The organism is Pseudomonas sp. NPDC087639 (assembly GCF_044743385.1).
Taxonomy (GTDB): domain Bacteria; phylum Pseudomonadota; class Gammaproteobacteria; order Pseudomonadales; family Pseudomonadaceae; genus Aquipseudomonas.
The window spans coordinates 1-13,397 of the sequence record NZ_JBIUWI010000094.1 but is presented as its reverse complement, the minus strand read 5'-3'; the positions used below and the strand labels follow the sequence as shown (position 1 = coordinate 13,397).

The following is a 13,397-nucleotide window of genomic DNA, read 5'->3' as shown; positions in this document are numbered from 1 at the left end:
GATGGGGGTGGTGCTTATGGTGCCTGGGCGTATACCGACTTTTACCGCTTGGGGGCATGCTTGGGCCTGGGCCTTGGGGGCTGCGCCGTTGGGTATGTTGCCGCGGTTAACGTGAACTTCAGGGAAATTCTGTTTAACCCAGCGAACGCGGTCGATCACGCCTTTGGAGTGACCGTGAGCGGTGTCGACCACCACCACGTCCACACCGGCATTGACCAGCGCGGCTACGCGGTCACCGGTGTCTTTACCGGTACCAACGGCAGCGCCAACGCGCAGACGACCTTGATCGTCCTTGCTGGCCAGCGGATAGGCTTTGGCTTTTTCGATGTCTTTGACGGTCATCATGCCTTTGAGGGCAAACTTGTCATCGACGATCAGAACTTTTTCCAGACGGTGCTTGTGCAGCAGCTCGCGGACTTCGTTCTTGTCGGCGCCTTCGCGTACGGTGACCAGACGTTCTTTAGGCGTCATCACTTCACGGACGGTGGCATCCAGACGGGTTTCGAAACGCACGTCACGGGAAGTGACGATACCGACCAGGTCGCCATCGTGCAGTACCGGAACGCCGGAAATGTTGTGCATGCGGGTCAATTCGAACAGATCACGAACCGTGGCATCTGCCTCGATGGTAATCGGATCCTTGACGACGCCGGCTTCGAACTTCTTGACCTTGCGAACTTCGGCAGCTTGCTGCTCGATGGTCATGTTCTTGTGGATAATGCCGATGCCACCTTCCTGAGCCATGGCAATTGCCAGACGGGCTTCAGTAACGGTGTCCATTGCAGCAGAAACCAGAGGAATGTTCAGTTCGATGCCACGGGTAAGGCGGGTCTTGAGACTGACTTCGTTAGGAAGCACCTCGGAATAACCGGGCACTAGGAGAATGTCGTCGAATGTCAGAGCTTCTTGGCTGATACGCAGCATCGCGGGGGCTCCCGAGCGGGAAAATGGAAGCGCGCCATTATAGTCAGACACCCCCCGCTGTTCAACGTAAAACTCTGCTTAATATCAATGTTGCTGATGTACGGGAATCGCCGCTTCTACAGTTCCACCTTGACCCAAGAGACAGGTTGATCCAGCCAATCGGCGAATTCGTCGATAAAGCTCTGCTTGAACCCGGCTTCCAGCCAGTTGTTGAAGATGAACCCCAGGTTGGAGAACGCGCATTCCTGCAAATACAGAAAGCCGTTGATGTCGTCTTCATGCCCGCATTCCGGGCAAGTGAAGTTGTCGGTGCGCCCTGGCATCCAGTCTTCCAGGCTTTCGAACAGCGCTTCACCAACTTCGCTGCGGCACTCGGCGCAACCAGCCTCTTCCAGAAATCCCTTGGCCGGGGTGTAGATGCAGCGCTTGGTGACGATTTCCAAGCCGTTGATCGGCTCGCCGAACGGCAGCGCCTCGGGGTGCAGCACCACGGCGCGGGCACCATGGGCAATAGCGTGGGCCATGCGGTTGCCAGTGCGGCCGCAGGTGGTCAGTTCTTCCTCGATGATGTTCTTGCGCACCAGCCAGCGCACGATCGCCCGGGCCCGGGGTTCGTGGACCGGCAGGGTGGAGATTTTCGGGACGATGATGCTTTGCGAATTCATGGAAAGTCCTGCGGTATGGCTTCTGACGCCTTCGCGAGCAAATCGAAGAGGCCCTAAAAACCGGCAGCTTAATCCCTGACGAAATCCGGTCAAGTACTCAAATAGCGCCCGATCAAGGCAATGCCGCTCGCCAGCACCAACCACGTCACCAGCCGCACAAACGCCTCGCGGGACAACCGCATGGTCAAGCGCCGCCCGATCCACAACCCCAGCGCCATGGCAGGCAACAGACACAGCGCCAGCATTAACAAGGGTAGTTCGGCATAAACACCGGCGATGGCGAACAGGCTCAAGCGCACCACCGTGCTGCAACTGATCAGCGCACTTTGCGTAGCCCGGGCCGAGTCTTTAGGCAGTCGGCTATTGAGATAGATCGCGTATAGAAAGCCACCACTGCCAAACAACGCTCCGAACAATCCGCCCACCGTCCCCATCGGTACCGCCCAAGCGGCTGCCAGTTGCGCGGGCCGCGCTTTGACCCACAGGCTGTAAATCGCATAAGCGCTGATAAACAGCCCCATCAACAGCAACAACAGATCGGATTTGAGATTGAGCAGAAAAATCACCCCCAACGTGCAACCAACCGCCATGCACGGCAGCAATCGCAGCAATTCGGGTTTCGCCACGTCCCGCCGCGATGGCAGCAAATTGCCAAACGCCGCGACGAAATCCAGCAGCACCAGCAACGGCACAATCTTCGACAACGGCATGAACAGAATCAGAATCGGCCCCGCCACCAGCGCCGTGCCGAAACCGGCAATGCCAAACACGATATAGGCCAGCGCGATCGCCAATCCGATCACCGCCCAGCCCTCGGCGCCCCACGCCCACTCACTCAGCAGCCCCACAACGCTCATCGCTCGACTTCCTTTATAAGCCTTTGATGACTTTAGCCACCGCCGAGGGTTGCGACTAATATCTTCAAAGTCGCCAACCCATCTCGAAAAGGCATGTCTTGTGCTTTCAACCCGTCAACTGCGTTACTTCGTGGAAATCGCCGAATGCGGCAGCTTCAGTGCGGCGGCCGAGCGTTTGTTCATCGCGCAATCGGCATTGAGCCGCCAGATCAAAGACATGGAAACCCGTCTGCAAACCCCGCTGTTCGAGCGCACAGCACGGCAACCCCGACTCACGGCGGCGGGTGAAGCGTTGTTACCGCGAGCGCGCAATCTGCTGATTGAGCTGAACAAGGCCAGCACCATGGCCACCGAAGTCGGCCACGGTCAACTCGGCACATTGCGCTTGAGTCACTCAAGTACCGTACCGATCAGCGGGCGATTGCTGCGCGACATCAGCACTTACCTTGATCAGCAGCAAGGCGTGTCGCTGGACATCGGCAAACTGTCGTCGGAAGCGCAACTGCAGGAACTGGCCGAAGGTCGCCTCGATATCGGCCTGCTGCGTCTGCCGGTGTTGCGTCAGCGCGAGGGTATTCAGGTTACGCCCCTGTTTACTGAACGCTTGCTGTTAGCGGTGCCGGCGAGTCATCGATTGGCTGACCTGAGAATTGTCGAACTGGCGCAATTAAAAGACGAGCCGTTCATTTCGATTCCCCATCCGCAGCGCGGTGGTCTGAGCTATTTATGCGCCGACCTGTGCATGCGCCAGGGCTTCTTCCCGAAAGCCGCGAGAGTGATGTCGCGCAAAACCACGCAATTGCAGTTGATTCAGGCGGGGTTCGGCATCGCCCTGCTGCCCGAGTCGATGCAGGACATCGCACCGTCCGGCGTAAGATTTCTACCGCTGGCAGATTCAGATTGCCAAAGCACTGTGGCCCTCGCCTATCGGCAAAATCCGACACCGCTGGTGCAACACTTCCTCCAGACATTCACCGGCGAATGCCTTTAAACTGCGCCCCATGATTAAAGATCCCTTTGCAAGACTTGGCCTGGACCGTGAAGTCCTGACCGTCAGCCAGCTCAACGGCCGCGCGCGGGTGTTGCTCGAAGACGTGTTCAGCAACATCTGGGTCGAAGGCGAAATCTCCAACCTCGCCCGCCCGGCGTCCGGCCACATCTATTTCACGCTCAAGGACAGCGGCGCGCAGGTGCGTTGCGCCTTGTTCCGTCAGAACGCTGCACGCGTGCGCCAGGCGCTGAAAGACGGCTTGGCCGTGAAGGTTCGCGGCAAGGTCTCGCTGTTCGAAGGCCGTGGTGACTATCAACTGATTCTCGACACCGTGGAGCCGGCGGGTGACGGCGCGCTGCGTCTGGCCTTCGATGCGTTGAAGGAAAAGCTCAGCGCCGAAGGCCTGTTCAGCGCCGAACGCAAAGTGCCGCTGCCGGCGCATCCGCAACGCATCGGCATCATCAGTTCGCCGACTGGCGCGGTGATCCGCGACATCATCAGCGTGTTCCGCCGCCGTGCGCCGCAGGTTCAGTTGACGTTGATTCCGACCGCCGTGCAGGGCCGCGAAGCCACTGCGCAGATCGTCCGCGCCTTGAAAATGGCCGATGCCCGCGGATTTGACGCTCTTATCCTCGCCCGTGGCGGCGGCTCGCTGGAAGACCTCTGGTGTTTCAACGAAGAGGCCGTGGCCCGCGCAGTCGATGCTTGTGTGACACCGATTGTCAGCGCCGTCGGCCATGAAACCGATGTGTCGATCAGCGACTTCGTTGCCGACGTCCGCGCACCCACGCCTTCCGCTGCCGCCGAGCTGCTCGCTCCCGATTCCAGCCACCTGATCCGTCAGGTCGAAAGCCTGCATCGCCGTTTGGTCATGCGCATGCGTGACCGTTTGATGCGCGATCGTCTTCGTCTGGAGGGCATGGCCCGGCGCCTGCGCCATCCCGGCGAGCGTCTGCGCCAGCAGGCTCAGCGTCTGGACGACCTCGACATGCGTATGCGCCGGGCCTTCGAGCGTCATCTCAATACTCGACGCGAACGCCTGATTCGCCTGGAAACCCGCCTCGCCGGGCAGCATCCGGGACGGCAACTGGCGATGTTGCGCCAGCGCCTCGACAGCCTCGCCGAACGTTTGCCGCGAGCGATGCGTGAAGGCCTGAAAAACCGTCGTCTGCAACTGCACAGTCAGATGCAGACGCTGCATGTGGTCAGCCCGCTGGCAACCCTTGGCCGTGGTTACAGCATTCTGCTGGATGAGCGCGGCAACGCGATCCGCAACGCCGCGCAGACCCACACCGGCCAGCGCCTGAAAGCCAAACTCGGCGAAGGCGAACTGCAAGTGCGCGTCGAGGACAATCACCTGACGCCCGTCACCCTCTCTTTACTGGACTGATCCATGCCGCGTTTTCTGGCTCCATTGTTTTTACTCTGTCTGACCTTCAACGCCCACGCCGACAGTTACATCACCCGGCTGCTGAACAAACCGGTGCCGGGCGGCGTGGCAGTGGTTGATCTGGGCGCTGCCGCTCAAGCGCCGAAAGCCACCTATCAGGGCAAACCGGTGTTAGTGGTCAAAGAGCAGAACAACTGGCTGGCGATTGTCGGCGTGCCACTGACCGTCAAACCGGGATCGCAGCAAATCAGCAGTGGCGGGCGTAATCTGCCGTTCACGGTCGGCAACAAAAAATATCCGGAACAGCGCATCACCCTGAAGAACACCCAACAGGTCAATCCAAACCCGGCCAACCTCAAGCGCATCGAAGGCGAACTGGCCGAGCAGATCAAGGCCTACCGCAGCTTCAGCCCGAACACGCCGAGCAACCTGTTGCTGGACAAACCGGTCAACGGGCCACTGTCGAGCAAGTTTGGTGTGCGCCGCTTCTTCAACGGCGAAGAGCGCAATCCGCACGCAGGCCTGGACTTCGCGGTGCCGGCCGGCACGCCAATCAAGACCCCGGCGGCGGGTAAGGTGATTCTGACCGGTAACTACTTCTTCAACGGCAATACGGTGTTTGTCGACCACGGTCAGGGCTTCATCAGCATGTTCTGCCATATGTCGAAGATTGATGTGAAGGTGGGTGATCAAGTGGCGCGGGGTGCAGTGGTGGGCAAGGTCGGCTCGACTGGCCGGGCGACCGGGCCGCATATGCACTGGAATATCAGCCTGAATGATGCGCGGGTGGATCCGGCGATTTTCATTGGGGCGTTCCAGCCCTGATTTATTCAGTGAGGCTTCTGGCCTCATCGCGAGCAGGCTCACTCCTACAGTTGATCGTGTTCACAACACAACTCCCCCGTAGGAGTGAGCTTGCTCGCGATAGCGGCCTATTCCCCACCACAAACACCGCTGAAACCCACCTCTTTCAATTGCGCCCCCATCAAACCCTGCGCAAAAATCCAGACACTCTCTGGCTTATCACACAATAAAATCGCGCGAACCCTCTCTTTTCGAGTATTCCTCTCAATTTTTTTCGACTGCTTGCCATCCTCCCCACCCGCGGTTAGGGTTGAAAGCATGAAAACCTCGCACACCCTTATTCAGCTTCGCCAGCACCGCAGCTTGTGCCTCGTCAGCGCACGACTGCCGGGCTGAATCGCTGCGCCTCGTCCCACGCTTTTCCAAGAACATTCGTTCCACCGGCAGGCCGCCTCTTTTCGGCCCAGACAATAAGGAATTTCCCGATGAGCATGCTCAAAGATCCGTCCTCCAAGTACCGCGCGTTCCCTGTCATCAATCTGCCGGATCGCACCTGGCCGTCGAAAACCATCGACGCCGCGCCGATCTGGTGCAGCTCCGACCTGCGTGACGGCAACCAGTCGCTGATCGAGCCGATGGATGCAGTGAAAAAGCTGCGCTTCTGGAAGACCCTGGTGCAGGTCGGTGTGAAGGAAATCGAGGCATCGTTCCCGGCCGCATCTCAAACCGACTTCGACTTCGTCCGCACCTTGATCGAAGACGGCCACATCCCGGACGACACCACCATTCAGGTGCTGACCCAGGGTCGTGAAGATTTGATCGAGCGCACCTTCGAATCCCTGCGTGGTGCGAAGAAAGCCATCGTTCACCTGTACAACGCCACCTCGCCTTCTTTCCGTCGCATCGTCTTCAATCAGGACAAGGACGGCATCAAGGCCATCGCGGTCAACGCCGCCAAACTGTTCGTCAAATACGCAGCGATGCAACCAGACACCGAGTGGACCTTTGAGTACTCGCCGGAAACCTTCAGTGCCACCGAGCTGGAATTCGCCAAGGAAGTCTGTGACGCGGTGATCGAGGTCTGGAACCCGACGCCTGAGCACAAGATGATCCTCAACCTGCCGGCCACCGTTGAGTGCGCGACCCCGAACATCTACGCCGACCAGATCGAATGGTTCGGCCGCAACATCAACCGTCGTGACAGCGTCATCATCAGCCTGCACACCCACAACGACCGTGGTACCGGCGTGGCCGCCACCGAGCTGGGCCTGATGGCCGGCGCCGACCGTGTCGAAGGCTGCCTGTTCGGCAACGGCGAGCGTACCGGTAACGTCGACCTCGTCACCGTCGCACTGAACATGTACACCCAAGGCCTCGACCCTCAACTGGACTTCTCCGACATCGACGGCGTGCGCAAAGTCGTCGAAGAGTGCAACCAGATCCAGGTTCACCCACGTCACCCATACGTTGGCGATCTGGTCCATACCGCGTTCTCCGGCTCCCACCAGGACGCGATCCGCAAGGGCTTCTCCCAGCAAAAACCGGACGCTTTGTGGGAAGTGCCGTACTTGCCGATCGACCCGGCCGACATTGGTCGCAGCTACGAGGCGGTGATCCGCGTCAACAGCCAGTCGGGCAAGGGCGGCATCGCTTACTTGCTGGAGCAGGAGTACGGCATCAGCCTGCCGCGTCGCATGCAGATCGAGTTCAGCCAAGTCGTGCAGCGTGAAACCGACCGCCTGGGCCTGGAAATGACCGCCAAGCAGATTCACTCGCTGTTGATCAGTGAATACCTGCAAGCCAACACCCCGTACGCGCTGGTCAGCCATCGCCTGCAGGAAGAAAACGGCAACAGCGCCGTCGAAGTGGAAGTGGCGAGCAAGGGTCAGGGCGAAACCAACCTGCACTGGCGTGGCAAGGGCAACGGTGCGCTGGAAGCATTGGTGGCCGGCCTGCCGATTCCGGTGGAAATCATGGACTACAACGAACACGCGATCGGCGCGGGCACCAACGCCAAAGCAGCGGCCTACATCGAGCTGCGTGTAAATGGTGAACGTGCAGTACACGGCGTGGGCATCGATGAAAACATCACCACCGCCAGCTTCAAGGCGCTGTTCAGTGCACTGAACCGCTCGTTGAGCCAGCCGGAAGCGAAAGCGGCTTAATCGACTGCTGAAATGCAAAAGGCCCCGGAGTGCGAACTCCGGGGCCTTTTTTTGCCTGACATTTTTGTGCAGATTTCAAAGCCCCCTTCGCGAGCAGGCTCGCTCCCACAGGAGGATCGCATTCCAATGTGGGAGCGAGCCTGCTCGCGAAAGGGCCCTCCCCGTCACCGCTTGAATTTCAGGTGAATTCGAAGGTGTCGGCATCCAGATTAGCCGGGAATCTTTCGCGATAAGCCGCCAGTGGTGCCGCTTCCAGCACTGCCTTGAACACCCCATCAGCCTCCCCCGCCGCCAGCAACGTCTCACCCTGGAAATCCAGCACCTGACTGTCTCCCGTGTACGCGAAACCCTTGCCATCGGTACCGACGCGATTGACCGCCGCCACGTAGCAGAGGTTTTCGATGGCCCGGGCCGGCAACAGACGATTCCAGTGCAGACGACGCGCGCCGGGCCAGTTGGCGGTGTAGAGCAGCAGATCGGTGTCTTGCGCATCCCGGCTCCACACCGGGAAGCGCAGGTCATAGCAAATCAGCGGCCGAACCCGCCAGCCCTTGAGTTCGAACTGCACCTGGCGCTCGCCGGGGGTGTAATGGTTGTGCTCGCCGGCCATGCGGAACAGATGGCGCTTGTCGTAATGCAGCACTTCACCGTCGGGCCGCGCCCACAACAGGCGATTGCGATGGCTACCGTCGGCGGCCTGAATAATGACACTGCCGGTGATCACCGCGTTGAGCTTCGCCGCCTGAACCCGCAGCCATTTGCTGGTCGGGCCGTTCTCGGCTTCGGCGAGGGTTTCTGATTCCATGGAAAAACCGGTGGTGAACATCTCCGGCAGGATAATCAGATCCGCCCCCCGCGCCTGCTCCAGCAACACATCGAAATGCTCGAGATTGGCCTGACGATCATGCCAGGCCAGGCTGGTCTGGATCAGCGCCAGATTGAGATCGGGCAACATACTCAGATCACGCATAGTTTTGCCGCCGCTTCGCGCAGCGTCTCCTCGCGTTTGGCAAAGCACAGACGCACCAGGCGCTGGCCTTCGGGTGGGCTCTGATAGAACACCGACACCGGAATGCTCGCCACGCCGTGTTCGCGGGTCATCCACATGGCCATCTCGACATCGTTCAGGTCGGGACGGATCTGCGAGTAATCGACCAGTTGGAAATAAGTACCGGTGACCCGGGTAAAGCTGAATCGCGACGGTGCCAGCAGATCGCAGAACAGATCGCGTTTGGCCTGATAGAAGCCCGGCAACTCTTCGACGTGCTCCGGGTGCTCGGCCATGTAATCAGCCAAGGCATATTGCAGCGGCGTGACGCCGCAGAAACTCACGTACTGATGCACTTTGCGCAATTCGGCAGTCAGCGCTGGCGGCGCGACAACATAACCGGTTTTCCAGCCAGTGACGTGATAGGTCTTGCCGAACGAGCTGACCACGAAGGCGCGTTGATACAGCTCTTCGTGAGCGAGCACGCTGACATGCGGCACGCCGTCGAACACCAGATGTTCATAGACTTCATCGCTGATCAGATAGATGTCGCGATCGCGGATCAATGCGGCCAGTTGGTCCAGCTCGGCACGGCTGATCAGGGCACCGCTCGGGTTGTGCGGGGTGTTGAGGACGATCATTCGCGTGCGCGGCGTGATGGCCGCGCTGAGTTGCTCGAAATCGATGGAAAAGTCGTCGCTTGCCAACTGCACATGCACGCAGCGACCGCCGGCCAGCTCCGTTGCAGGTGCATAACTGTCGTAACACGGGTCGAAGACGATGACTTCGTCGCCGCTGTGGATAACTGCCTGAATCGCACAGAAGATCGCCTGGGTCGCTCCCGGGGTCACCGTCAGTTCGCTGTCAGCATCCACGCTCACGCCATAGCTGCGGACGATTTTTGCCGCGATCTGCTCACGCAGCGCCGGCAGACCGGTCATCGGCGAATACTGGTTGTGGCCACTGGCAATATGCCGACCGACCGCATCGAGCAGGGACTGCGGGCCGTCGAAATCAGGAAAACCCTGGGACAGGTTGATGGCTCCGGTCTGCGCCGCGAGCTGAGACATCTGCGTGAAAATAGTGATGCCGACATTCGGCAGCTTACTGGTGATCATCGGGGGTTCCCTGCTCAACACCCGGCTCTGACGACGGCGCGGGAGAGCCCGAGAATAGCCCATCCGGCGCCCATAAAAAAAGGGCGCCAACCGGCGCCCTTCTTCTTTGTAAAACACCGCGATACCTGTGGCGAGGGGATTTATCCCCGATCGGCTGCGAAGCAGTCGCAAATCCGTTGAATGCGGTTTGACTGATACACCGCGGGCACAGGTTTTGGGGCTGCTGCGCAGCCCATCGGGGATAAATCCCCTCACCACAAAAGCCCCACACAAAATTGTGCAGGGCCTCGGATCACTTCTTGTCGCGGCGCTTCTTGTCGGCTTTCTTGGTGTGCGACATCATCCGACGCTTCCTGTTGACCTGGCGGTCGGTCAGCGTGTTTTTGTTGCCTTCGTACGGGTTCTCGCCGCCCTTGAACTCGATGCGGATCGGCGTACCGACCAGCTTCAGCACACGACGGTAAGTGTTCTCCAGATAGCGCACATACGACTTCGGTACTTTCTCGATCTGGTTACCGTGGATCACGATGATCGGCGGGTTTGCACCACCCAAGTGGGCGTAACGCAGCTTGATCCGGCGGTTGTTGACCATCGGTGGCGCGTGCTCCCCAACAGCGTCTTCCAGAATCTGGGTCAGACGGTTGGTCGGCCAGCGGGTGACCGCCGACTTGAACGAGTTCTGTACGGAAGCGTAGAGGTTGCCCACGCCAGTACCGTGCAGCGCCGAGATGAAGTGGATGTCGGCGTAGTCAACGAAGAACAGACGACGCTGCAGCTCGACCTTCACGAAGTCGCGTTCGCTCGGCGTCATGCCGTCCCACTTGTTGATCGCGATCACCAGCGCACGACCCGACTCGATGGCAAAGCCCAGCAGGTTGAGGTCGTGATCGACCACACCTTCGCGGGCGTCCATCACGAAGATCACCACGTTGGCGTCTTTGATCGCCTGCAGGGTTTTGACCACGGAGAATTTTTCGACTTCTTCGTGGATCTTGCCGCGCTTGCGCACACCGGCGGTGTCGATCAGCGTGTACTTCTCTTCATTCCGTTCGAACGGGATGTAGATACTGTCACGGGTGGTGCCGGGCTGGTCATAGACGATTACCCGGTCTTCACCGAGCATGCGGTTGACCAGGGTCGACTTGCCAACGTTCGGACGACCGATGATGGCGATCTTGATCCCGTCTTTTTCGCTTGGGCCAGGAATGCGCTTGGCTTCCTCGCCTTCGGCAACGAGTTCTTCTTCGCCGTCTTCCGGCTCTTCTTCGTCTCTCGGGAAATCACCCAGGGCGATTTCCAGCATCTGAGTGATGCCACGGCCGTGAGCACCCGCGATCGGAATCGCGTGCCCCATGCCCAACGGAGCAAATTCAGCGCGGGCCATTTCCGGGTCGATGTTGTCGACCTTGTTGGCAACCACGTAGGAGCGCTTGTTACGTTTGCGCAAGTGTTCGGCGATCATCTGGTCAGCGGCGGTAAAACCGGCCTTGGCATCTACCAGGAACAGCACAACATCTGCTTCTTCAATGGCCAGCAGCGACTGCTCGGCCATTTTTTCGTCCATACCGTGCTCGTCACCGGAGATACCACCGGTGTCGACCAGAATGTAGGAACGCCCTTGCCACTTGGCCTCACCGTACTGGCGATCACGGGTCAGACCGGACAGGTCGCCGACGTTGGCGTCGCGAGTGCTGGGCAGGCGGTTGAACAAGGTGGATTTGCCGACGTTCGGTCGGCCCACCAGGGCGATTACGGGAACCATGCGGCTCTCCACTTCGTTATTTCAGAAAATACAAAAGCCGCTGCTAGGCAGCGGCTGGTGCTCGGGGCAACACTGTGAGGGCGAACAGGTTCACTCCCACAAGTGAAGCTGCCTGGGGTGTTATCTCCAAGCATAGTTGTTACTTGATGGTCAGGGCTTCCAGTTTGCCGCTGTTGCCATACACATAAATCGTGTCACCCACCACCAGCGGACGGGCACGCAGGCCGTCGCTGTCGATGCGCTCACGGCCGACGAAACGACCGTCAACCTGACTTAGCAGATGCAGATAACCTTCCAGGTCACCCACAGCCACGTAGCTGGAGAACACTTCCGGAGCCGACAGTTGACGGCGAGCCAGCGAGTCGTTGCTCCACAGCGCGGTGGTGGAACGCTCGTCGACGCCTTCAACGGTGCCCGAAGACAGGCTCACGTAAACACTGCCGAAACCCTGAGCAATACCGGCGTAGCTCGACGCATCGCGCTGCCAGAGTTGACGACCGCTTTCCAGATCCAGTGCCGCAACGCGACCCTGATAGCTGGCAACGTACAGTGTGCCGCCGGAAAGCAGCAGACCGCCATCGATGTCGACAACGCGTTCCAGTTCCGAACGACCCTGTGGAATCGCGATGCGTTGTTCCCACACCGGTACGCCGTTGGAAATGTCCAGAGCGACCACTTTACCGGTCGACAGACCCGCCACCGCAAGGCGGTTGGTCACCAGCGGTGCACTGGTGCCACGCAGGGTCAGAACGGCCGGAGTGCTGTCATACACCCAACGTTGAGTACCGGTGGAGGCATCCAGACCGATCAGACGATCGTCCTGAGTCTGCACCACCACCACGTCGCCGTTGTTGGCCGGCGGCGCGAGGACTTCGCTGTTCACGCGAGCACGCCACTTCTCTTCACCGTTGATGGTGTCCAGAGCGACGACTTCGCCACGCAGCGTACCGATCAGAACCAGACCGTAACCCACGCCAACGGCGCCGGAGACAGGCAGTTCGAGATCCTGTTTCCATTTCACGTCGCCGTTGCTGCGATCCATGGCCATCACCACGCCGGTCACATCGGCCGCGTAGATGGTGTCACCGTCGATCGCCGGCACCAGCATGTTGTAGGTTTCGCCCTGACCGTCACCGATCGAACGACTCCACTGCTTTTGCAGAACCACTTCTTCTTTGAAGTCGGTCAGCTCGGCCGGTGGCAATTCTTTTTTACTGTTGCTGCTGCAACCCGCGGCCAGAAGGGCCAGAGCCAGCAATGCTGCATGCTTCCAACGGATCACGTCACGCATCCCCTTTGGCCAGGTCGTCGAGCTTGATTTGAAGGCCACCGACCGCCGCTTCATCCGACAGTGCCGCCTTGGCTTTTTGATACGCCTTGTTCGCGTCATCGGTACGGCCCAGCTGCACCAGCAGGTCGCCCTTGAGTTCTTCGCGAGTGGCCAGGAACGCTTTGTCGGCATCGCCATCGAGCAGCTTCAGGGCGTCTTCGGCCTTGTTCTGCGCGCCCAGCACCTGTGCCAGACGCTGACGGGCGATTTCGCCCAGCGCCGGGTTGGCCGGTTTGTCGACGATGGCCTTCAGCTCGGTCGCCGCGTCATCCAGCTTGCCGCTGTCGACCGCAACCTTGGCCACGAACAGGCTGCCGTACTGCGCGTAGGCAGTGCCGCCGAACTCGCTGTTGAGCTTGCCGGCCAGATCCGCAACGCGGGCTGCGTCAGGCTTGCCGTCCGG

Annotated in this window: 12 protein-coding genes; 4 read left to right on the top strand and 8 right to left on the bottom strand. The window is 59.7% G+C overall.

Annotated features, from left to right (window positions below; all coding sequences use genetic code 11):
• The 3 genes from ACIOVB_RS25325 to ACIOVB_RS25315 form a co-directional block, all read right to left on the bottom strand.
• On the bottom strand, nt 1-924 hold a 924-nt coding region (locus ACIOVB_RS25325), incomplete at its 3' end, for an IMP dehydrogenase (protein WP_401272027.1).
• Nucleotides 925-1,040: 116 nt separating this feature from the next.
• Complete coding sequence (locus ACIOVB_RS25320) at nt 1,041-1,589, bottom strand: sugar ABC transporter ATPase (RefSeq protein WP_401272026.1); 549 nt, start codon at nt 1,587-1,589, stop codon at nt 1,041-1,043.
• 89 nt (nt 1,590-1,678) lie between these two features.
• Nucleotides 1,679-2,446, bottom strand: coding sequence for a sulfite exporter TauE/SafE family protein (locus ACIOVB_RS25315; protein WP_401272025.1), 768 nt, complete (start codon nt 2,444-2,446; stop codon nt 1,679-1,681).
• Nucleotides 2,447-2,546: 100 nt separating this feature from the next.
• Between ACIOVB_RS25315 and ACIOVB_RS25310 the strand changes: the two genes are divergently transcribed.
• The 4 genes from ACIOVB_RS25310 to leuA all read left to right on the top strand — a co-directional run bounded on the left by ACIOVB_RS25310 (nt 2,547) and on the right by leuA (nt 7,796).
• Nucleotides 2,547-3,437, top strand: a complete 891-nt coding sequence (locus ACIOVB_RS25310) for a LysR family transcriptional regulator (RefSeq protein WP_401272024.1) — start codon at nt 2,547-2,549, stop codon at nt 3,435-3,437.
• Between the two features lie 10 nt (nt 3,438-3,447).
• Nucleotides 3,448-4,827, top strand: coding sequence for an exodeoxyribonuclease VII large subunit (gene xseA / locus ACIOVB_RS25305; protein ID WP_401272023.1), 1,380 nt, complete (start codon nt 3,448-3,450; stop codon nt 4,825-4,827).
• 3 nt (nt 4,828-4,830) lie between these two features.
• Nucleotides 4,831-5,652: a peptidoglycan DD-metalloendopeptidase family protein gene (locus tag ACIOVB_RS25300; protein ID WP_401272022.1), complete on the top strand. Its 822-nt coding sequence runs from the start codon at nt 4,831-4,833 to the stop codon at nt 5,650-5,652.
• Between the two features lie 464 nt (nt 5,653-6,116).
• Complete coding sequence (gene leuA / locus ACIOVB_RS25295) at nt 6,117-7,796, top strand: 2-isopropylmalate synthase (protein WP_187680625.1); 1,680 nt, start codon at nt 6,117-6,119, stop codon at nt 7,794-7,796.
• Between the two features lie 178 nt (nt 7,797-7,974).
• Here leuA and ACIOVB_RS25290 read toward each other — a convergent pair whose 3' ends face one another.
• The 5 genes from ACIOVB_RS25290 to ACIOVB_RS25270 form a co-directional block, all read right to left on the bottom strand.
• Nucleotides 7,975-8,766 (bottom strand): amidohydrolase, encoded by a 792-nt coding sequence (locus ACIOVB_RS25290; protein WP_401272021.1) that lies wholly within the window; start codon nt 8,764-8,766, stop codon nt 7,975-7,977.
• Entirely contained in the window at nt 8,754-9,902 is a 1,149-nt protein-coding gene (locus ACIOVB_RS25285) for a pyridoxal phosphate-dependent aminotransferase (RefSeq protein WP_401272020.1), read from the bottom strand. The genes ACIOVB_RS25290 and ACIOVB_RS25285 overlap by 13 nt, the downstream gene beginning before the upstream one ends.
• A 292-nt stretch (nt 9,903-10,194) precedes the next feature.
• A complete protein-coding gene (gene der / locus ACIOVB_RS25280; protein WP_401272019.1) occupies nt 10,195-11,664 on the bottom strand; it encodes a ribosome biogenesis GTPase Der in 1,470 nt (489 codons plus the stop codon).
• A gap of 139 nt (nt 11,665-11,803) precedes the next feature.
• Nucleotides 11,804-12,955: an outer membrane protein assembly factor BamB gene (gene bamB, locus ACIOVB_RS25275; protein ID WP_187680629.1), complete on the bottom strand. Its 1,152-nt coding sequence runs from the start codon at nt 12,953-12,955 to the stop codon at nt 11,804-11,806.
• The coding region (locus tag ACIOVB_RS25270; protein ID WP_401272018.1) for a tetratricopeptide repeat protein at nt 12,948-13,397 on the bottom strand (450 nt) is incomplete at its 5' end. The genes ACIOVB_RS25270 and bamB, both read right to left, overlap by 8 nt.

Coding starts and splice junctions, on each gene's coding strand:
- ACIOVB_RS25320 (WP_401272026.1), bottom strand. CDS start 1,589: ATGAATTCGCAAAGCATCATCGTCCCGAAAATCTCCACCCTGCCGGTC.
- ACIOVB_RS25315 (WP_401272025.1), bottom strand. CDS start 2,446: ATGAGCGTTGTGGGGCTGCTGAGTGAGTGGGCGTGGGGCGCCGAGGGC.
- xseA (WP_401272023.1), top strand. CDS start 3,448: ATGATTAAAGATCCCTTTGCAAGACTTGGCCTGGACCGTGAAGTCCTG.
- ACIOVB_RS25300 (WP_401272022.1), top strand. CDS start 4,831: ATGCCGCGTTTTCTGGCTCCATTGTTTTTACTCTGTCTGACCTTCAAC.
- leuA (WP_187680625.1), top strand. CDS start 6,117: ATGAGCATGCTCAAAGATCCGTCCTCCAAGTACCGCGCGTTCCCTGTC.
- ACIOVB_RS25290 (WP_401272021.1), bottom strand. CDS start 8,766: ATGCGTGATCTGAGTATGTTGCCCGATCTCAATCTGGCGCTGATCCAG.
- ACIOVB_RS25285 (WP_401272020.1), bottom strand. CDS start 9,902: ATGATCACCAGTAAGCTGCCGAATGTCGGCATCACTATTTTCACGCAG.
- der (WP_401272019.1), bottom strand. CDS start 11,664: ATGGTTCCCGTAATCGCCCTGGTGGGCCGACCGAACGTCGGCAAATCC.
- bamB (WP_187680629.1), bottom strand. CDS start 12,955: ATGCGTGACGTGATCCGTTGGAAGCATGCAGCATTGCTGGCTCTGGCC.